Here is a 21,403-nt window from a genome sequence, read left to right as displayed (position 1 = left end):
TTCGTTAGAACGTGGCAAATGTACAAAGATTCTTTGGATAAGCAAGCAAGTTTACGATTTCTGATATCCGTACTTTTATTTCTTTTTCCTGTATTCTTTGCGTAAGTTGAAATTGAATCCGGCATATATCTGAAGAGTGCCGAAACCATTGTCTACAGAGAAATTATTCCGGTGGTAATTATAGTTTTTCCCAACGAAAGAAGTACCTACAAAGTATTTTCCGTTATTATAAACAACCCCTGCACGAAGTAGAAAATCCAGATTAAATTTGCCGTACCATGCTTTTCCTTCGTGAGTTTCCGCATCTACATCAGAGGCTTTATAGGCAATGGCAGGGGTGAGAGACAAACATGCCAGGCAGTTGCGGGCAAAGACCCAGTTGTAGGCATATCCGAAACTGATATTGGCATTGGTATATTTTATATCCTTGACTTTCATACCGGGATTCATTGTCTGCTGTAGAAAAACAGGAAGTTCTGTGTAGTCGAAGTCGAGATGATGCTTTGAAATAGAAAAACCGGCAATAAATGTTCCCGCGTTGCGTCGTTGGTTGGTGGACTGGCTGAAGGCGGCCGGATAAGAGAATTTTCTGTTATTAAAGATATAATATAAGTTCAGTCCTTTTATATCCACCTTTATTCCACTGAAATCCTCGGAATAGTTGGAGGGAATATCTTCAGAAAATCCTCTGATCTTATGTATCTTGTAATTGTTTCCGGTACGACGGTAGAATATATCTACGCCAAGTTTGGAACTATATAAGCTAAGGTCAAACTCTGTACCTCTATTCTTCCGGTTGGTTTTCCGATAGATATCATCCACATCTACGGACCATCCCAGGAAAATCCATCGCCAGCCGAAATACAATCCTATTTTATTATGCGGGTTGGGAGAGAAACTAAGTTTTTGTGGTTGAGGCTGTTCGCTGGTGACAGAGTAATATTCGAAGTTGCTGAAATGAGTAGCCATCAACGCATAATTATAACGGTTCGGGCTGATATAGAGCGTATCAAAATCACTGAAATTCATAAATTTCTTGATTGCTCTTTTGAAAGGACTGGACTGGGTGACCGTTGTGGAATCTATTCTTGTACTATCATTTGTAGAAAGGGCTTTCTCTTCACTTTGTGCCTGTAAGGACAGTGAAAATAACAGAAAAAGATATAGAATAACCCGTTTCCCCATGCGGTTCTTTGTTGTTTTAGATGTTTTTCGTTTCACGAATGTACTACCTTTCGTTGATTTATGCTAGTAATCTTCTAAAAAATGTTTCGTTTCCTAAACAAAAAAGTTCAATATACTGTTAGTTACAACAAGCAAATAAATCTTAAGCCACAAAATTATGAGAATCTATTTACGTTTATTAGTCGTGTCTCTTCTGCTTTTTGCAGGAAATATAGTATATGCGGAAGCACAGCAGGAGAAACGCGTGACGGGTACGGTGACTTCTGAAGGGGAGCCCTTGCCTGGTGTCTCCGTACAATTGAAAGGAGCATCCTCCGGCACCATCACTGATATTGATGGAAATTATTCAATTGAAGTTCCTGCTGCCGGCACTTTAGTGTTCCGCTTTGTAGGAATGAGATCGGTAGAGCAACCGGTGAATAACCGAAGTGTGATTAATGTCACGTTGGAATCGGAAAGTAAAGAACTGGAAGAAGTAATGGTAGTAGCTTATGCTACCGCTAAGAAGTATAGTTTTACCGGAGCAGCTTCGACGATGAAAGCAGGTGAGATTGAAAAGCTACAGACTTCGAGCGTATCGCGTGTATTAGAAGGGACGGTGTCCGGAGTACAGGCTAGTGCGGCAAGCGGGCAGCCGGGTACGGATGCGGAAATCCGTATTCGTGGTATCGGATCTATCAATGCATCCAGTGCTCCGCTTTATGTGGTGGACGGTGTTCCGTTCGATGGTAGTGTGAACTCTATCAATCCTGATGATATATCTTCGATGACAGTATTGAAAGATGCGGCTTCTGCTGCTTTATACGGTTCACGTGGCGCAAATGGGGTGATTATTATCACAACCAAGCAGGGAGATCAAAATACCAAAGCGACCGTAAAGGTAAAAGCCTCTTTAGGAGGTTCCAATCGTGCCGTGCGTGATTATGATCGTGTCAGTACCGATCAATACTTTGAATTGTATTGGGAAGCACTTCGCAATCAGTACGCCAAGAGCGCGGATTATACTCCGGCAACTGCTGCGGCACAAGCATCCAAAGACCTGGTTACGAAATTGATGGGAGGTGGCCCCAATCCATACGGTCCCCAATATACGCAACCGGTCGGTACAGATGGAAAATTGGTGGCAGGTGCCCGTCCATTATGGAATTCAGACTGGAGTGACGCTATGGAACAACAGGCACTTCGCACAGAGTTGAATCTAAGTGTTTCCGGAGGCGGAAAAGCAAATCAGTATTTCTTTTCAGCCGGCTACCTGAATGATAAAGGTATTGCGCTTGAATCCGGTTATCAGCGTTTCAATCTTCGTTCCAATATCACCAGCGAAATGACTTCCTGGTTGAAGGGAGGAGTCAATTTGAGTTTTGCACATTCTATGCAGAACTATCCGGTTTCTTCTGACTCCAAAACCAGTAATGTGATTACTGCAGGACGTACCATGCCGGGATTTTATCCGATTTATGAAATGAATACCGACGGTAGCTACAAATTGGATGAGAATGGAGACCGCATTTATGACTTCGGCTCTTATCGTCCTTCCGGTTCGATGGCAAACTGGAATCTGCCGGCTACTTTGCCTTTAGACAAATCAGAACGAATGAAAGATGAAGTCTCCGGTCGTACTTTCTTGGAAGCTACGATTATTGAGGGATTGAAATTCAAGACTAGTTTCAACTTTGACTTGATTAATTATAATACGTTGGATTATACGAACCCCAAATTGGGTCCGGCTAAAGAAAACGGCGGCGGCGTCAGCCGAATGAATACCCGTACTTTCTCCTGGACATGGAATAATATTGCTACGTATGACAAGACAATTGGTGAACATCATTTTAATGTTCTTGCCGGTGTGGAGGCCTATTCCTACCGCTACGATGAACTGACGGCATCACGTTCCAAAATGGCGCAGCCTGATATGCCGGAACTAGTAGTTGGTTCACAGTTGACCGGAGGTTCGGGGTATCGCATCGACTATGCGTTGGTGGGTTATCTGACTCAAGCATTATACGACTATCAAAATAAATATTTCTTCTCGGCATCCTATCGTCGCGACGGTTCTTCACGTTTTGCGCCGGAGACCCGCTGGGGAAATTTCTGGTCGTTGGGTACTTCCTGGCGTATCGACCGGGAAGAGTTTATGGCAAGTACTTCCGACTGGCTTTCTGCCTTGACTCTGAAAATGAGCTATGGTGCGCAGGGAAATGATAACCTGGGTACTTATTATGCGAGCAAAGGACTTTATACCATTGTTTCCAATTTGGGAGAAAATGCGTTAGTGTCCGACCGTATGGCGACTCCGAATCTGAAATGGGAAACGAACCTCAACTTTAATGTAGGTATCGACTTCTCCCTGTTCAATAACCGTTTTTCCGGTTCATTTGATTTCTTTACACGTCGTTCGAAAGACCTGCTTTATTCACGTCCGATAGCTCCTTCCCTGGGATATGGTTCTATTGACGAAAATGTAGGAGCCTTGAAGAATACAGGTATAGAAATGGTGCTTAACGGAACGATTATCAATCAGAATGGTTGGGTATGGAAACTGGGTATGAACTTGACGCATTATAAGAATAAGGTGACGGATCTCCCATTGAAAGATATGCCGCGAAGTGGTGTGAACAAGTTGCAGGTAGGTCGTTCGGTGTATGATTTCTATATGATAGAGTGGGCGGGAGTAGACCCGGAAAATGGAGATCCGCTGTGGTATAAGGATGAGGTGGATGCAAATAAGAATCCGACCGGAAAACGTGTCACAACAAATGATTATGGTTCGGCTGACTATTATTATGTCAACAAATCGTCTCTTCCGAAGGTGTATGGCGGATTCAATACGTCTCTTTCTTGGAAAGGATTTGATCTTTCGGCTATCTTTGCTTACAGTATCGGTGGATATATCTACAATCGTGATGTTACAATGATTCTGCACAATGGAAGTTTGGAAGGTCGCGACTGGTCGACGGAGATTCTAAGAAGATGGACTCCCGACAATCGCTATACCGATGTCCCTGCTTTGAGTACTACCTCTAATAACTGGAACTCGGCTTCCACTCGCTTCTTGCAGAATAATTCGTATATGCGATTGAAAAACCTGACACTTTCCTATAACTTACCCAAACAATGGATTAGTAAGTTGTCATTGAGCAGTGTGCAGGTATATGTACAAGGAGATAATCTGTTTACCATTCACCGGAATCAGGGACTAGACCCTGAACAGGGAATTACCGGTATCACTTATTACCGTTATCCGGCTATGCGAACCATCTCCGGAGGTATCAATGTTTCTTTCTAAATTCAGACTAAATTATGAGAAAAATAAAAATTCAATCCATTCTTGCGGCAGTTGCCGGACTTTTCTTGGCAACGAGTTGCAGCAGCAGTTTTTTGGATACGGACCCCACAGATGCGGTAAGTTCGGATAAGGTATCTGTACCCGAAAATGCGGAGGCACTTGTGAATGGTGCCTGGTATAATCTGTTTGATTATTCAAGTACCTATGCCAATATCGGTTATCGGGCACTTCAGTGTCTGGATGATATGATGGCAAGTGATATTGTTTCCCGTCCGAAATATGGTTTTAACTCTTCGTATCAGTTTAATGATATAGCGCAATCCTCAAATGGTAGAACAGAGTTTGCCTGGTATCTGATATATAAAACGATAGATAATTGTAATACTGCCATTTCTATCAAGGGGGATTCGGAAGAACTCCGTCAGGCACAGGGACAAGCATTGGCATTACGCGCCTTTTGTTATTTGCACTTGGTACAGCATTATCAATTCACCTACTTGAAAGATAAAGATGCTCCGTGTGTTCCTATATATACCGAACCTAGCAATAGTTCCACTGTACCGAAAGGAAAATCAACAGTGGCACAGGTTTATCAGCTTATTTTCGACGACCTCACTCTGGCGAAGGACTATTTGAAAAACTATGTCCGCAGCGGTGATAATCAAAAGTTCAAACCAAATGTAGCAGTAGTCAACGGTCTTTTGGCTCGCGCTTACTTGCTGACCGGACAATGGGAAGAAGCCGCAAAAGCTGCCGAAGCAGCACGTGCAGGATATACGTTGATGACAACTACAGCCGAGTACGAAGGTTTTAATAATATTTCCAATAAAGAATGGATATGGGGATTCCCTCAAATTCCTTCCCAATCGGATGCCAGCTATAATTTCTATTATTTGGATGCAACATACGTAGGAGCATATAGCAGCTTTATGGCTGATCCCCATCTGAAAGATACATTTACCGAAGGTGATATTCGTTTACCTTTGTTTCAGTGGATGCGTGAAGGATATTTGGGATATAAGAAATTCCACATGCGTGCAGATGATACGGCTGATCTGGTCTTGATGCGTGCTGCTGAAATGTATTTGATAGAAGCGGAGGCGAAAGTTCGTGACGGCGTAGAGTTGGCACAGGCTGTAGCTCCATTGAATACATTGCGTAATGCCCGTGGAGTAGGGGATTACGAGGTGACAGGAAAATCACAGGAAGATATAATCAATGAGATTCTGATGGAACGTCGCCGTGAACTTTGGGGAGAAGGATTTGGTATTACCGATATACTTCGTACACAAAAGGCAGTAGAACGTGCAGCTTTATCGGATGAGATGCAGAAGACTGAAGTCGATTGCTGGCAGGAGGGTGGTAGCTTTGAAAAACGAAATCCTCTGGGACATTGGTTCCTCAACTTCCCGAACGGTAAACCGTTTACAGTAAATAGCACCTATTATTTGTATGCTATTCCACAGAAAGAAATTAACGCTAACCCTAACATATAAATAGCTCTCTTAATTTTTTGACTTTGACCTTAACTTGTAGACCGGTATACGTCGTGACGACGCATACCGGTCGTTTTCTTTGGAAAAGAGGGAGTGCAAAATGTGACACACCCCATTTTATTTAATCTAATCTTATTCTATTTTTTTCTTCTTCAAATTCGGTAAAAAGAATGTGACCAATCCTAGTAACGGCATATAAGCACAGATATTATATACATATTCAATACTCGTTTTATCCGCTAAATTACCGAGTACGGCAGATGCTACACCGGCCACTCCGAAAGCAAATCCAAAGAACAAGCCGGATATCAATCCAAGTTTGGTAGGAAGCAACTCTTGGGCATAAAGCAATATGGCAGGAAAAGCGGAAGAAAGCATCAATCCCACACAGAAGCTAAGGATAATAGTCCACAGCAGATTGGCATGGGGCATTAGTAAGCTAAATGGGGCAGCTCCTAAAATAGAAGCCCAAATCACATACTTCCGACCAATTCGGTCACCGACAGGTCCACCAATTAATGTTCCGATAGCAGTAGCTACCAGAAAGATAAATAAATATAGTTGCGAATCTTGTACGCTTACATTAAATTTATGAATCAAGTAGAAAGTATAATAACTTGTGAGACTTGCCATATAGATATATTTGGAGAAAATCAGAATCAGCAATATCGCGATTGAAAGGGCTGTCTTATCCATAGGCAAAGGAAGATGAACAGGTTTTCTGACACTGACGGTCTGTGCTTTCATCCGGTTTAGATATGATTTATACCATTTGCAAATTGGGTACATCACTCCGATAGCAGCTAAAGCCACAAATGCAAATACGATGAGATGTTGTCTGCCATAAGGAGCCACCAACAGAGCAACCAGTAAAGGACCTAATGAACCTCCGAAGTTACCACCTACCTGAAAGAGTGATTGTGCTAGTCCACGTTTCCCGCCGGAGGCAAGGAATGTGATACGGGAGGCTTCCGGATGCAGTACGGAAGAGCCAATTCCGATTAAGAATACGGAGGCTAATATCCAGTATAGATTATCAGAGAATGCTAAGTTTATCAAACCAATCAGTGTAAAGCTCATTCCGATAGGCAACGACCATGCAACGGGATATTTATCAAAAATGATTCCGGTAATCGGTTGAAAGACCGAAGCCGAAAGCTGATAAACCAGTGTGATAAGGCCGATTTGCGCAAAACTTAATCCTAAATCATCTTTGAATAGCGGATAAGCTGCTGAAACAATGGACTGTAAAAGATCATTGAGACAGTGTGAAAGACTTAATGCGATTAAGATGGAAAATGTAATTTTTCCTACGGGTTGTTCCTGATTTTGTACCATGATACCTATTGCTTTAGAAGTGTTCCTGAAAAATTGGCTGCAAAGGTACGCAAACTTTCCCGTTTCTCTAAGACTAAGGATTCTAAATTGTCGTTAATTCAATTTTGACTAACTGAACTATTCTCCGTACCTGCTGTTGTTAAATAAAAAAAGGAGGATTATATGGGCTTTATTTGGTATATCATTATTGGTATTGTGGCTGGATTCCTCGCAGGTAAAGTAATGCGCGGCGGAGGTTTTGGTCTTATTATAAATTTATTACTTGGTATTCTTGGAGGTGTACTGGGCGGTTGGGTATTTGCCCTTTTCGGACTGTCAGCTTCAGGATTGATCGGAAGTTTGATAACTTCCACTGTAGGGGCTATCCTTGTATTATGGATTGCTTCCTTATTCTCGAAATCTAAATAGATATTTATATAATTTATTTTTAATCCTAAAAACAGAACTTAATTATGGAATGTAGACATGGAAATTTCTGGATTGGACTCGGAATTGGGTCAATCCTCGGCGCAGTAGCTTATCGTCTTTCACGTACAGCAAAAGCAAAACAGTTGGAAAGCGAAATTTATAATGCTATCCATCGCATAGGTCGCGATGCTGAAATAGCAGCTGCTCATGCTGAAAGAAAAGCAATGGATCTTGGACTTAAAGCAGTAGAAACCGGTGCGGAAATTGCTGATAAAGTAGCGGCAGAAGCCGACAAAGTGGTCGGAAAAGCAAAAGATAAGTGGGAAAAGTAAGAATCCCAAAACGGGTAATCGATTTAAATATAATTGGTTACCTGTTTTATTTTTTGTATATTTAATCTTTTATCCCTAGCTTTATTTAGTCATCGTATCAATGTGTGTGCGAACACATTTAGGCTAATCTTCTTTATTATTATCGTTTCCTTCAAGAATTGGGAGTTACTTTCTCTCTAACTTTTCATCTGAAAAGAGTCTTTTTCTCTATACTATCTTTACTTTTTCTTATGTTTAACAACATGTATATTTTCTGTTTGTTGGAGTTAATTATTTGATTATTAATTGTATATGTTTGTTTTGATATAATGTGTGTGCGCACACACTATTGCTTAATTCAATAATTCATTTTACTTTTGCCGATGAAAAACAAGATGCTTATCAATATATGGATAAAGAGTTTTCAAATATTCGGATTGTAGACATTGCTAAGATGGCAGGTGTCTCTGTTGGCACGGTAGACCGTGTAATCCATAATCGTGGAAGAGTATCTGAAGAAAACAGGAAAAAAGTACAGGCTATCCTGGAAATGGTACATTACCAACCAAATCTGATGGCACGTTCATTAGCTGCCTCCAAAAAACAATATCATATCCTTGCAATAACTCCTTCTTTTGTGCAGGGGGAGTATTGGGAAGCTATTTCGGAAGGTATAGATAAAGCTGCGGCGGAAATGGAATCATATAATATCACCATTACCAAACTCTTTTTCGATCAATATAATAACAAGACTTTTGATGATATCATCCGAAATCTGCTGAATGAGAAAGTGGATGGGGTATTGATTGCGACTTTGTTTACAGATTCTGTTATCCGGCTTTCGCAGGAGCTTGACAGGAATGAAATACCATACGTGTATGTTGACTCCAACATTGGAGGGCAGCATCAATTGGCTTATTTTGGAACGGAATCTTATGATGCCGGAGTGATTGCTGCCAGATTATTGATGGACAGGCTTCCTTCTTCTTCCGACATATTAATGGCACGGATTATTCATAGTGGGAAGAATGATTCTAACCAGGGAAGGAACAGGCGCGAAGGTTTCTGTCATTATCTCACTGAAACAGCGTTTAATGGAAATCTGCATGAAGTAGAACTGAAAATAAATGATTCAGTGTATAACTTCATGAAACTGGATGAAATCTTTGAAGCTAATCCGAATATTAAAGGCGCTATTATCTTTAATTCAACTTGCTATATTTTAGGAAATTACCTGAAAGCAAGAGGAATGCAGGCTGTCAAACTGGTTGGTTATGATCTTATCGGCAGAAATACGCAATTACTTTCCGAAGGTGTGATAACCGCATTGATTGCGCAGCGCCCCGAGCGTCAGGGGTACGATGGTGTTAAATCATTGTGTAATCATTTGCTGTTCAAGCAGAATAGTGAGAAAGTGAATTTGATGCCTATCGATATTCTCCTTAAAGAGAATCTGAAATATTATCTGAACAATAAATTATAAACATATAAATTTATAAGAACCATGAATGAATTATTTAACGTAAAAGACAAAGTAGTTGTTATCACCGGCGGAGCTGGTATTTTAGGTAAAGGTATTGCTGCGTATCTCGCAAAGGAAGGCGCAAAAGTGGTTGTACTCGACAGAAGTGAAGAAGCTGGAAAAGCATTGGTAGACAGTATCAAAGCAGAAGGAAATGAAGCAATGTTCCTTTACACTGATGTGATGGATAAGGAAGTGCTGGAAGGCAACAAAGTGGAAATTATGAAAGCTTATGGCCGTATTGATGTTTTGTTGAACGCTGCTGGAGGTAACATGGCAGGTGCAACTATCGCTCCGGATAAAACTTTCTTTGATTTACAGATTGACGCATTTAAGAAAGTGGTGGATTTGAACCTTTTCGGTACAGTATTGCCTACAATGGTATTTGCTGAAATTATGGTAGAACAGAAGAAAGGTTCTATTGTAAACTTCTGCTCTGAATCAGCTCTTCGTCCATTGACTCGTGTCGTTGGTTATGGTGCAGCTAAAGCAGCTATTGCTAACTTTACTAAATACATGGCTGGAGAACTGGCATTGAAATTCGGTAATGGCTTGCGCGTAAATGCAATTGCTCCAGGCTTCTTCCTGACTGAACAAAACCGTACATTATTGACTAATCCGGATGGCTCTCTGACTGATCGTTCAAAAACAATTCTCGCTCATACTCCATTCAACCGTTTCGGTGAGCCGGAAGATCTTTATGGAACAATCCATTATTTGATTAGCGATGCTTCCAACTTCGTAACAGGTACAGTAGCTGTAATCGATGGTGGATTTGATGCATTCTCAATTTAATAAATGGGGAATTGGGAATTAAAAATAGAGAATTGGCTGCGTAGCATCCGTATGCCGACTCTCAACTTTTAATTTTCAACTTTGATTTCTTAATTCTTAATTTTCAATTCTTAATTTAATAACAATATGTATTTATGTGAACAAACTTGGCGCTGGTATGGTCCTAACGACCCCGTTAGCTTGTGGGATATTAAGCAGGCAGGCGCTACCGGTATAGTAAATGCTCTTCATCACATTCCGAATGGTGAAGTGTGGACAGTAGAAGAGATCATGAAACGTAAGCAAATGATTGAAGAAGTAGGTCTGACATGGTCTGTGGTAGAAAGTGTACCTGTACACGAACATATCAAGACACAGACTGGTGACTTCATGAAATACATTGAAAACTATAAGGAAAGTATCCGTAATCTGGCGAAGTGTGGCGTAATGGTAGTTACTTATAACTTTATGCCCGTACTGGACTGGACACGTACTGACCTTGCCTATACAATGCCTGATGGCTCTAAAGCTCTTCGTTTCGAAAAGGCGGCTTTTGTAGCCTTTGACCTTTTCATCCTGAAACGTCCGAACGCAGAAAAAGATTACACTCCTGAAGAAATAGCTAAAGCAAAAGCTCGTTTCGAACAAATGAGCGAAGATGATAAGAAACTGTTGGTTCGCAATATGATTGCCGGACTTCCAGGCTCGGAAGAAAGTTTCACTGTAGAACAATTCCAGCAGGCATTAGACCGTTATAATGATATTGACGCTGAAAAGCTCCGTTCCAACTTGATTTTCTTCTTAAAAGAAATTGCGCCTGTTGCCGATGAAGTAGGCGTGAAGCTGGTGATTCACCCGGATGATCCTCCTTACACTATTTTAGGTTTGCCACGCATTTTGAGTACGGAAGAAGATTTCAAAAAACTGATTGAAGCCGTGCCTAACGAATCCAATGGCCTTTGCTTGTGTACAGGTTCTTTCGGAGTACGTGCCGACAATGACCTTGCAGGCATGATGGAACGTTTCGGTGATCGTGTAAACTTTGTTCACCTGCGCAGCACACAACGTGACGAAGAAGGAAACTTCTATGAAGCGAATCATCTGGAAGGGAATGTAGATATGTACAATGTGATGAAGAGCCTGATTCTTCTGCAACAACGTCGTAAATGCTCTATCGCTATGCGTCCCGACCATGGTCATCAGATGATTGATGATTTGAAGAAAAAGACAAATCCGGGATATTCTTGTCTGGGACGTCTTCGCGGACTGGCAGAACTTCGTGGCTTGGAAATGGGTATCGCTAAATCTATTCTTTAGTTGAAGTTTTAATTAGCACTTTATTATAAAAACACTATGACTATTATTGATCGTGATAATAGTTGTAGTGTTTTTTTTATTTATTCTTTTTCACTTGTTGAGGGATAAGTGAGGCGAATAAGTCTCCAACATGCGTATCTTTATCGGCTTTTTTTGCTTTCTTCGGTTTGGGAGGATCGGGGATAATAAGCAAAGCTATTTGTGCACAAGCTTCTGCGTCAGCAAGTGCGTGGTGGTGATTCTCTAAATTATATCCGCACCGTTCTGCTACCGTATGCAATTGATGATTGGGCAGATCTTTTCCGAAAACTTTTCTGGAAGTACGGCAGGTACAATAAAATTTGTAATTAGGATAAGTCATGTCATACAATTCGTGAACTGCCCGAAGACAACCTTCATCAAAAGGACTATTGTGTGCAACAAGTGGCAATCCATCTATCAACGGTTTGATTTCAGCCCATACATCAGGAAAATCTTCGGCTTCCATCGTATCGTCATAAGTTAATCCGTGGATAGCCGTTGTCCATTGCGTATAATAATTAGGAGCAGGACGAATGAGACGATAGATTTTATTCACGATCTTACCGTCTTTTACAATGACAACACCTACACTACAAACACTTGTACGTTTACCATTGGCTGTTTCAAAGTCGATGGCTGCAAAGTTCCTCATTTATTTCCTTGTTTTAGAGAAACAAAGATAATACAAAAAAGGGTCATGCAAAATATAGAAATAAGATTGATAACCAGGAAATTTATTGATTTTAATGAAAATGAATGTTTTTAATGGATGTTTTCAGTGAAATACCTTTCTTGTTGTGAAAATTATGCTATTTTTGCCAAACATAAACAAAAAAGCATGAACAAAACCTACTTCAAATATAAATACGTTTTAATATTCATTCTTTCATTGATTGTTTTTATAGGTGGACTAAATTATAAACACTGGTATGTTACTGACAATTTGATGGTAAAGCGTATTTCCCTGATTTACTCCATATCTAAAGATGATATTGGCAACAGAAATATAGAAAAGTTGTTGTATCAGGAGTTTCAGAAACAAGGGATAGAGGTAATGTTTGATAAGTTTTATTTTGATTGTAGCAAATATGATGAGAAAGAGCGGATAGAACATGTAAGGGAATATCTTGAATTTCTAGAAAGTAAATCGACAGACCTTATTCTGACCGTTGGTGATCAGGCAACTAATTCTTTATTATCTACCCGTCACCGGTTATTATCTTCTATTCCCGTGGTAGCTTGTAATGTGCATTTTCCTAATGAAGAACTGATAGAAGAATATGATTCGCAGAAAGTTTATGTATTGCGTGATAGTCCCGATCTGAAACGTAATATCGACTTTATAAAAACATTGTATCCCCATAATGATATGGAGATTATTTATAATATAGATCTGACCTTTCTTGGACATAAATCTTTCGATAGCCTTTCCCGAGTGGTTGACAGGAAGAATGTGAGAGTTTTGGGTTATCAAAAAGCATTTGTGCAAGAGTGTGATTATAAGCATTTGACGGAGATGATTGAATATTTTAATCTGACCCCCGGTTTGATAAATGATAATGTTAACAAGAATGGTCTGACAATAAGTCTTTGCCCCTTTCGTTATATAAAAGGATCTTCTTTGTTAGTAATGTTGAAACAATCAAAGAGAAGACAACAAAATCAAGCGTTTTTACTGGATAAATTAGATATGCTGGCAATTCCGATAGTAACAGCTTTAAATATTCCTTCTTTTAGTTGTATTCGTGAAGGTTTCGGTGAAAATGCTAAGATTGTCGGCGGTTATATGGCTACAGAGGGTATTACGGCGAAGGCTTCCGCTAGCCTTGCTGCACGCTTATTAAAGAAAGAAAAAATAGGAATGCCTAAAATAAGAGATTTAGAAAAAGAGTATGTACTGGACTGGACATATTTTTCTGAATATGCGGGTGATATTAGTAATGTTCCGCAAAATGTCCGTATAATCAACTATCCCTTTTATGATCGTTATCGAAAAGAACTTTATTTGTTGGGTGGGTTGTTTGTTTTCTCTTTTATTTTGGTAACCATTAGTTTGTTACGTACACATCGCCGTTCGTTGATGGAGCGTAAGAATCTTCAAATGCTGGAAGAAGCGCACAAACGATTGACTCTTTCTATGAATGGCGGGAAAATTTCACTTTGGAATATTCAAGAAGGTGTTCTTGAATTTGATGATAATTATGTACGATTGGTTGGCATGGAACAACGGAGATTTACAAAAGAGGATATTATGAGATATACCCATCCTGATGATGTACAATTGCTTAGCTCATTCTACGAAACATTATATCAGTCTCCCAGTATGCAAATACAACGAATACGTTTTTGTTTTGGAGGGAAAGAGGCAGATTATCAATGGTATGAACTTCGATGCAGTACCTTGAAAGATGCCCAGGGGGAGATTATGTTGGCAGGCATTATGCAGAATATTCAAAACTTGGTAGAGCATGAACAACAGTTGATTCTAGCGAAACAGATAGCAGAAAAAGCAGAGCTGAAACAGTCGTTTCTAAATAATATGAGTCATGAAATCCGTACACCGCTCAATGCTATCGTAGGTTTCACAAATTTATTAATAGGTGAGGGGGCTGATGAAATAGAACCGGAAGAGAAAGCTGCCATGATTGAAATAGTCAATAATAATAATGAGTTGCTTTTGAAACTGGTGAATGACGTATTAGAGATATCTCGTTTAGATTCAGGCAACTTATCCTTTGATATAAAGGAACATAACATTACGAAAATAATAAAGGAGATTTATGTCACTTACCAAACATTGATTCAGCCTTCATTATGCTTTATCCTTGAACTTGATGAAACAGTTTCCTTACCCGTTAACATCGATTGCTTCCGTTTCACTCAAGTCATCTCTAATTTCCTGAATAATGCAAATAAATTTACCAAAGAAGGAACTATTACTTTGGGGTGCAGAATATATAAAGAGCATCAGGAAGTTTGCGTTTACGTAAAAGATACTGGCAAAGGGATTGATGATAAAGAACTAATGATGATTTTTGATCGTTTTTACAAGACTGATGAATTTGAGCAGGGGAGTGGTTTGGGACTTTCCATTTGTAAAGTGATTATTGAACGACTGGCTGGACGTATAGAAGTGCATTCAGAAGTAGGAAAAGGAAGTTGTTTCTCCGTTATTTTGTCTTTGGCAAATATAATTTAGTACAATAAACAGAAGGTATTTAAAAGAAAAAAGCAAATAATGAAAGATAAGTTCAAACCCTGGCAGAGGTGGGTACTATTCGCTCTTGCAATGGCTGTTATTTTTGCATCGGGAGTAATTATTTCATTCCTGATGGAACACAGCGCAGAGGTTGTAAATATAGACTATAAGAAAAAGATAAAAATAAACGGAATAGAAGCACGCAGCATTATTTTTGCTGAAAACTATCCACGTGAATATAAGACGTGGGTGGATACGACATCGACCGATTTGCACAGTAGATTAAATGGAAGAACTTCTATCGACGTTTTAGCACAACGTCCTGAAATGGTCATATTATGGGCTGGATATGCTTTTTCTAAGGATTATTCAACACCGCGCGGGCATATGTACGCTTTACAGGATATTGTTCATTCACTTCGTACTGGTGCGCCTATGGGGGTTGCTGACGGTCCTCAATTTGCAAGTTGCTGGGTGTGTAAAAGTTCTGATGTTCCCCGTATGATAGAAGCTATTGGGGTAGATTCCTTTTATAATAATAAGTGGGCTGCATGGGGAGCCGAAATTGTAAACCCTATAGGATGTGCCGATTGTCATGAACCTAAAAATATGGATTTGCATATCAGCCGTCCGTCGCTCACTGAAGCTTTTAGCCGTCAAGGTAGAGATATCACTCATGCTACTCCACAGGAAATGCGTTCATTGGTCTGTGCACAGTGTCATTCGGAGTATTATTTCAAGGGGAATATAAAATATCCTACTTTTCCTTGGGATAAGGGCTTCACTGTTGAAGATTTGGAAAAGTATTATGATGAAATCGGATTTACTGATTATATTCATAAATTGAGCCGTGCCCCTATATTAAAGGCTCAACATCCTGATTATGAAATTTTCAAGATGGGCATACACGCCCAGCGTGGTGTGTCGTGCGCTGACTGTCACATGCCTTACAATGATGAAGGAGGGATAAAATATAGCGATCACCATATTCAGAATCCGTTAGCAGTGACTGAACGCACTTGTCAGACGTGTCATCGTGATAATAAAGAGACGCTCTGTAAAAATGTATACGAACGTCAGCAAAAGGCAAATGAGTTGCGTACACTTTTAGAAAAGGAGTTGGCAAAAGCACATATTGAAGCGAAGTTTACTTGGGATATAGGAGCTACAGAAAATGAAATGCAAGAAGCCTTGCTGTTAATTCGTCAGGCACAGTGGAGATGGGATTTCGGCGTATCTTCTCATGGCGGTTCTTTTCATGCCCCGCAGGAAACCATGCGTATTTTGGGGCATGGCTTAAATAAAGTATTCCAAGCTCGTATGCTTATCAGCAAAGTGCTTGTTGCGCATGGATATACAGATAATGTACCGCTTCCGGATATTACAACGAAAGAAAAAGCACAGCAATATATTGGTTTGGATATGGCTGTTGAAAAGGCGGACAAAGATAAATTTCTCAAAGAAATTGTCCCTGAATGGCTTCAAAAGGCAAAGGCAAACGGGCGTATTGTGAATTAGAATTTATTTTCACTATATTTGCCTGTAATATAAATCCAATAAGATTATGTCAACAAAAACAATGAAAGAGAAAGCAACCGAGTTGTTGCAGAGGTGTGAAGTGGTAGTGCTTGCTTCTGTAAATAAAGAGGGATATCCCCGTCCTGTGCCGATGAGTAAGATTGCAACAGACGGAATTTCTACTATTTGGATGTCTACCGGAGCGGACTCATTAAAGACTATTGACTTTCTGGCAAACCCGAAAGCCGGATTATGTTTTCAGGATAAGGGAGACAGTGTAGCCTTAACGGGAACTGTGGAAGTGGTAACCGACGAGAAGATGAAACAAGAACTTTGGCAGGACTGGTTTATCGAACATTTTCCTGGAGGTCCTACCGATCCGGGCTATGTGCTGCTGAAATTTGAATCGAATCACGCAACTTATTGGATTGAAGGGACATTTATTCATAAGAAGCTGGACTAATCTCTTCATACGGTCCTATTCCCGTGCGATCTGGAAATAAGAAGAGAGAAACATTCTTTCCTTTCGAAGAAGAATGTCTCTCTCTTTTTGATGATAGTTGGATAGATAGTATATCTATTCTTCGTGTTTCATTTAGAATTCGAACTTCTCCAGTTTCATTTCAGCTAATTCCTGAATGATACCTACGTACTTGCTGAAATGAGAAGATTTCTCGTGAGCTGCCAATACTTCAGCATTCTGCCATGTTTCACAAATCATGAAAACGTCGTGACGGGTACTGCTTTCGAAAGTATCATAAGCAATGCATCCTTCTTCCTTCAGAGAACAAGCAGTCAGTTCTTTAGCTGCCTCAATCGCTTTTTCGCGGTTTGTCTCGCTTACGCGGACGAAAACATTTAATCTAATCATAGTCTTTATTATTAAATGATTAAAAATAGCTTTATCACATCTTTGGTAATAAATCGCAGGCAAAGATACTATTTTTGTGCTTTTTCGGATACCTTGTTCTTTAAATTTCACCAAAACGTCATATAATCATAAAAAACGATTATATTTGCCCTTGAAATCAAAAAGCAACTATTTTGGGCGCAACTTTTAAATTTGTTCTGGCTTAATATTAGCCTCACGAACCACAGGCTAATTTCTTTCGTTTGAGTAATTCCACTCGAACCGGTTTTTCATTTTGTTATTTTTATTATTTACTGCATGGTTTCTCGAAACGTATGCGATATGAAAACGAATGGAAAATTTCGTAAGAAATAGTAAGCAGAACATAGAAAAAGAGATTGAAAGAATTGAGCGACAGCCGATTGCCCCACTAGATAAGATTAAGCAGATTATTGATGTCATACAGATGTCTCTTATTCTGTTGAAATCCGCCGTTGCCGAATACCAATTCCCGAATCCGAAAGAAGAGATTCTTTTCTTTAAGACCTGGAAACCACAGATTTCCGGGCTGTTGATGTTTTATGTCCGCTTGTATCAGATTGAAAATAAGCGTATCGGCGAATCTCCGTCTTCCCAATGCAAATATCTGAAGTCGGAACTGGAGAACCTGAAAAAATACTTCCTGAATAATTCTTTCTATGATTATTACCATACCGGCAGGACGGAACTCGACGAACAATATTTTGTCAGAAGAAACTATGATATTCTTGCAGACACCCGTTTCGGGTTGCTGGACAGGGATTCTTCTTTCACTACCCTGCATGATTCAAGTGTGGCTGAAATCATAGCCAACAATCGTTTGGCGGAATACCTGTCTGCTCAAATAGAGATATTATCAGAGGAACTTCATTTGAAATTCACCTCAATGGTAGAAAACCGGCTATTGCAGTGGACGGACAGCAAGGTTGCTTTGGTTGAGTTTATCTATGCCCTGTATGCGGGCAAATGCTTCAATAATGGAAATACCAGTTTAAAAGACATAGCCTTCTGCTGCGAGACTCTTTTCAATATTGAGATCGGAGACTTTTATCGCATATTCCTGGAAATCAGAAACCGGAAGAAGAGTCGGACGCAGTTTCTTGATAAGTTGAAAGATAAAATTATAAAGATGATGGATGAGCTGGACAAATAAATTTCATGCCGTCTTGTGACATCTTGTGAATTATACAAATGGCTAATATCCAACTTTGCGGAGAAAAAGATTTGATTCACAAAGAAAGATAATAGCTTTTGTATAATTATGGAAACAACATTTACATGGGAGATAAAGGTGAAGAATACTCCTTTATTGATTAAGAAATGCAGCCACTGCGACGGTGACCGCTTTTATTGCAGTGATAAGTTCAGAATGAATGCACAGAAAAAGAACATTGATGTCTGGCTGATTTACAGATGCGTGAAGTGCGATAACACTTGTAATATGACTTTGCTGTCACGCACCAAACCGAACTTGATTGATAAAAAACTGTTTCATAGCTTTTCTATGAATGATAGGGAAGCGGCCTGGCAGTATGCTTTTTCAGCCGGAATGGCAAGTAAGAACAAGCTTCAAATAGACTACGATAGCGTTGAATATGAGGTGATAAGTAATATCTCCTTCGAAGATATTATGAATATGAACAACGCGATAATAAGTATTCGGATCGAATGTGATTTTGAATTGAACCTAAAATTATTATCATTGATAAAAAGGTGTTTTTCTCTTTCCACTACCCGGTTGAAGCATTTGTTTGAAGAAGGAAATATTTCTTTGCTTTCCGGTAAGACGTCTCCAAAGTGTAAGGTAAAGAATGGAGATATAATTTTGATAGATCGAAAAAGCTTGATTGATATTTGGGGATAAGATCGATTTTACAGTTTTTTTTAATAGCTTTGTGATATAATCATTCGGATGCTGTAAATGAGGTTGTACTATAAAATCAAAGATATGAAAAAGGTATTTTTATTAGCTTTTGTTTTGTTTGCATGGAGTATGGTTGTCAATGCTCAAGAGAGTGATGGGAAATATATTGAAGTGACAGGTTCTTCGGAGATTGAAGTCGTTCCGGATGAAATACATTTTCTGATTCAGATTAAGGAGTATTGGCAGGAAGAGTACACAGGTAAATCTAATAAAGAAGAAGATTTTCGGACAAAAGTGCCATTGGCTATGATTGAAAAGGATTTGCGTCGGAGTTTGCGCAAAATCGGAATAGCGGATGATGCTATCCGTACACAGGAAATAGGGGATTATTGGCGCCAGAGAGGAAAGGAATTTCTGATAGGTAAGCAATTGGATATCCGGTTGACCGATTTTGAGCAGATTAATTCCATTATCCGTTCTGTCAACACATGGGGAATTGAGTCCATGCGCATCGGAGAATTGAAGCATAAGGATTTGCTAATGTATCGGAAGCAAGGTAAGATTGAAGCATTGAAAGCTGCCCGTGAAAAAGCATCTTACTTGGTGGAAGCGATGGGGCAGGAATTGGGTGAAGTGATTCGTATTGTAGAACCTGTTGATAATAATATAAGCCGTTATCTTCCTTTTCAGGCACAGAGCAATGTCAGCATGGGGACGGCTGCTACCGAACAGTACCGTGTCATCAAGTTGAGATATGAAATGACTGCCCGTTTTGCCATCAAATAAAAAATGCCTATCTTTGTGGCATGACTAAAAATAATAAATCGGATTTGGTTTGATAAACAATCTGTGTTTCTGACACAGGTTGTCCTTTCGTTTGCTCTCGGATGATTCCATTCGAGGGTGTTTTCTATGTTTTTATAAATTCAATTTTTAACTTGCGTACAATGGTGTGAAAAGCATTGTTATGCTTTTCAACGTGTGCGCTCTATATATTAAGATCATGAATAACGAAAATCAAACAATTCACAAATCCGACGATAACCTAACTATTTATGGTTGGAATGAGAAACTCAATCAGCTAAAACAAGAATCAATATATAGTGCCCTTGCTCATGGGCGTGTTTCCATTGTACACCGTACTTGCTACGAGGTAATTTCCGGAAACGGATTGTTTCAGTGTGAACTCACGGGAAATATGATGTATGGAAAATCGGATGATGAATTACCTTGTACAGGTGATTGGGTCATTTTTCAACCGTTCGATGAACATAAAGGGATTATAGTTGATAGTTTGCCTCGTGAGCGGACATTGTATCGCAAGAAAAGTGGCACGGTTGCTGATAAGCAGGCCATTGCTTCTTATGTCGATAAGGCATTTATTGTGCAGAGCCTTGATGATAATTTCAATGTTCGCAGGGTAGAACGCTTTATGGTTCAGATAATGGAGGAAAATATCAGCTCTGTATTGGTTCTTAATAAAGCCGATTTAGAATTTGACAGACAGAGTGTTGAGGAACAAATAAAACATATCTCCAGTCAGATACCCGTATTTTTCACGAGTATTCATCAGCTCGAAACAATTGTCCGGTTACGGAAGTCCATATCGGAAGGCGAAACGGTTGTGTTTGTCGGTTCTTCGGGTGTCGGGAAAAGCTCTTTGGTGAATGCTCTTTGTGAAAAGCCGGTATTGCTCACATCTGATATAAGCCTGTCCACAGGAAAAGGCCGTCATACTTCGACCCGTCGTGAAATGGTATTGATGGACAGTTCGGGTGTTTTAATCGACACTCCGGGCGTCCGTGAATTTGGCTTGGCCATTGACAATCCCGATTCTCTTGCCGAAGTGTTGGAAATCTCTGACTATGCTGAATTGTGTCGCTTTAAAGATTGCAAACATATCAACGAACCGGGCTGTGCTGTTTTAGAAGCAGTCAACAGTGGTGTATTAGATTATAAAGTTTATGCGAGCTATCTGAAACTTCGCCGGGAAGCGTGGCACTTTTCTGCTTCCGAACATGAGAAACGCAAAAAAGAAAAATCATTTACCAAACTCGTGGAAGAAGTGAAGAACCGCAAGGCAAATCGTTGATCTCTATTGAGACGATGCAGGTATCTCCGGATGCCTGCATCGTGTTATACTAACTTAAGCTTATATCTATTGGGGATTTACATTTATGAAGAGTTTTTTTATTACTTAACGTGAGTTCGAAATAAAATCAAAAAATAGCAAGTTGTCCGTCATTGACAAAATTTAGGTCAATGGCGGGCTTCT

18 protein-coding genes are annotated in these 21,403 nt (G+C 39.8%); 14 read left to right on the top strand and 4 right to left on the bottom strand.

Annotated elements, in window-relative coordinates; translation table 11 throughout:
* Positions 1 to 75: 75 nt before the first annotated feature.
* Positions 76 to 1,185 (bottom strand): DUF4421 domain-containing protein, encoded by a 1,110-nt coding sequence (locus tag LPH68_RS20420; protein ID WP_118219443.1) that lies wholly within the window; start codon positions 1,183 to 1,185, stop codon positions 76 to 78.
* A gap of 157 nt (positions 1,186 to 1,342) precedes the next feature.
* On the opposite strand from LPH68_RS20420, the gene LPH68_RS20415 reads away from it, so the two are divergent.
* Together LPH68_RS20415 and LPH68_RS20410 are read left to right on the top strand one after the other, a co-directional pair.
* Positions 1,343 to 4,471: a TonB-dependent receptor gene (locus LPH68_RS20415; RefSeq protein WP_151922912.1), complete on the top strand. Its 3,129-nt coding sequence runs from the start codon at positions 1,343 to 1,345 to the stop codon at positions 4,469 to 4,471.
* 14 nt (positions 4,472 to 4,485) lie between these two features.
* The gene (locus LPH68_RS20410; protein WP_055235320.1) at positions 4,486 to 5,967 is read left to right on the top strand and encodes a RagB/SusD family nutrient uptake outer membrane protein; all 1,482 of its coding nucleotides are present in this window, start codon (positions 4,486 to 4,488) and stop codon (positions 5,965 to 5,967) included.
* Between the two features lie 132 nt (positions 5,968 to 6,099).
* Here the strand turns inward: LPH68_RS20410 and LPH68_RS20405 are convergent, their stop codons facing one another.
* The gene (locus tag LPH68_RS20405; RefSeq protein WP_151922913.1) at positions 6,100 to 7,305 is read right to left on the bottom strand and encodes an MFS transporter; all 1,206 of its coding nucleotides are present in this window, start codon (positions 7,303 to 7,305) and stop codon (positions 6,100 to 6,102) included.
* 162 nt (positions 7,306 to 7,467) lie between these two features.
* On the opposite strand from LPH68_RS20405, the gene LPH68_RS20400 reads away from it, so the two are divergent.
* The 5 genes from LPH68_RS20400 (at position 7,468) to uxuA (ending at position 11,637) form a co-directional block, all read left to right on the top strand.
* A complete protein-coding gene (locus LPH68_RS20400; RefSeq protein ID WP_004313353.1) occupies positions 7,468 to 7,713 on the top strand; it encodes a GlsB/YeaQ/YmgE family stress response membrane protein in 246 nt (81 codons plus the stop codon).
* Between the two features lie 44 nt (positions 7,714 to 7,757).
* Entirely contained in the window at positions 7,758 to 8,045 is a 288-nt protein-coding gene (locus LPH68_RS20395) for a YtxH domain-containing protein (protein ID WP_008643546.1), read from the top strand.
* A 388-nt stretch (positions 8,046 to 8,433) separates the two neighbouring features.
* A complete protein-coding gene (locus tag LPH68_RS20390; protein WP_117811094.1) occupies positions 8,434 to 9,507 on the top strand; it encodes a substrate-binding domain-containing protein in 1,074 nt (357 codons plus the stop codon).
* A gap of 21 nt (positions 9,508 to 9,528) precedes the next feature.
* The gene (locus LPH68_RS20385) at positions 9,529 to 10,341 is read left to right on the top strand and encodes an SDR family oxidoreductase (protein WP_005678019.1); all 813 of its coding nucleotides are present in this window, start codon (positions 9,529 to 9,531) and stop codon (positions 10,339 to 10,341) included.
* 126 nt (positions 10,342 to 10,467) lie between these two features.
* Complete coding sequence (gene uxuA, locus LPH68_RS20380) at positions 10,468 to 11,637, top strand: mannonate dehydratase (RefSeq protein WP_049702477.1); 1,170 nt, start codon at positions 10,468 to 10,470, stop codon at positions 11,635 to 11,637.
* Positions 11,638 to 11,713: 76 nt separating this feature from the next.
* Here the strand turns inward: uxuA and LPH68_RS20375 are convergent, their stop codons facing one another.
* A complete protein-coding gene (locus LPH68_RS20375) occupies positions 11,714 to 12,310 on the bottom strand; it encodes a 3'-5' exonuclease (RefSeq protein ID WP_004313349.1) in 597 nt (198 codons plus the stop codon).
* Positions 12,311 to 12,427: 117 nt separating this feature from the next.
* On the opposite strand from LPH68_RS20375, the gene LPH68_RS20370 reads away from it, so the two are divergent.
* From LPH68_RS20370 to LPH68_RS20360, 3 genes are read left to right on the top strand one after another with little or no spacing between them, the layout of a single operon-like run.
* Complete coding sequence (locus LPH68_RS20370) at positions 12,428 to 14,857, top strand: HAMP domain-containing sensor histidine kinase (protein ID WP_151922914.1); 2,430 nt, start codon at positions 12,428 to 12,430, stop codon at positions 14,855 to 14,857.
* Between the two features lie 39 nt (positions 14,858 to 14,896).
* The gene (gene nrfA, locus LPH68_RS20365) at positions 14,897 to 16,375 is read left to right on the top strand and encodes an ammonia-forming cytochrome c nitrite reductase (RefSeq protein WP_118407528.1); all 1,479 of its coding nucleotides are present in this window, start codon (positions 14,897 to 14,899) and stop codon (positions 16,373 to 16,375) included.
* A 46-nt stretch (positions 16,376 to 16,421) separates the two neighbouring features.
* Positions 16,422 to 16,838, top strand: coding sequence for a pyridoxamine 5'-phosphate oxidase family protein (locus tag LPH68_RS20360; protein ID WP_009039881.1), 417 nt, complete (start codon positions 16,422 to 16,424; stop codon positions 16,836 to 16,838).
* A gap of 132 nt (positions 16,839 to 16,970) precedes the next feature.
* Here LPH68_RS20360 and LPH68_RS20355 read toward each other — a convergent pair whose 3' ends face one another.
* Positions 16,971 to 17,246 (bottom strand): putative quinol monooxygenase, encoded by a 276-nt coding sequence (locus LPH68_RS20355; RefSeq protein ID WP_004313343.1) that lies wholly within the window; start codon positions 17,244 to 17,246, stop codon positions 16,971 to 16,973.
* A gap of 331 nt (positions 17,247 to 17,577) precedes the next feature.
* Here LPH68_RS20355 and LPH68_RS20350 point away from each other — a divergent pair, with 331 nt between their 5' ends.
* The 4 genes from LPH68_RS20350 (at position 17,578) to rsgA (ending at position 21,220) form a co-directional block, all read left to right on the top strand.
* Positions 17,578 to 18,417 carry an RteC domain-containing protein gene (locus tag LPH68_RS20350; RefSeq protein ID WP_118407527.1) on the top strand — a complete coding sequence of 280 codons (840 nt, stop codon included), beginning with the start codon at positions 17,578 to 17,580 and terminating at the stop codon, positions 18,415 to 18,417.
* Between the two features lie 108 nt (positions 18,418 to 18,525).
* The gene (locus LPH68_RS20345) at positions 18,526 to 19,128 is read left to right on the top strand and encodes a DUF1062 domain-containing protein (RefSeq protein ID WP_118407526.1); all 603 of its coding nucleotides are present in this window, start codon (positions 18,526 to 18,528) and stop codon (positions 19,126 to 19,128) included.
* Positions 19,129 to 19,212: 84 nt separating this feature from the next.
* Positions 19,213 to 19,914, top strand: coding sequence for an SIMPL domain-containing protein (locus LPH68_RS20340; protein ID WP_004313340.1), 702 nt, complete (start codon positions 19,213 to 19,215; stop codon positions 19,912 to 19,914).
* A gap of 217 nt (positions 19,915 to 20,131) precedes the next feature.
* Positions 20,132 to 21,220 carry a ribosome small subunit-dependent GTPase A gene (rsgA, locus tag LPH68_RS20335; RefSeq protein ID WP_118407525.1) on the top strand — a complete coding sequence of 363 codons (1,089 nt, stop codon included), beginning with the start codon at positions 20,132 to 20,134 and terminating at the stop codon, positions 21,218 to 21,220.
* Positions 21,221 to 21,403 lie beyond the last annotated feature (183 nt).

The sequence above is a fragment of the Bacteroides sp. 1_1_30 genome (assembly GCF_020982715.1).
Taxonomy (GTDB): Bacteria; Bacteroidota; Bacteroidia; order Bacteroidales; family Bacteroidaceae; genus Bacteroides; species Bacteroides xylanisolvens.
The sequence above is the reverse complement of the archived record's forward strand: the minus strand, read 5'-3'. Positions and strand labels throughout refer to the sequence as shown.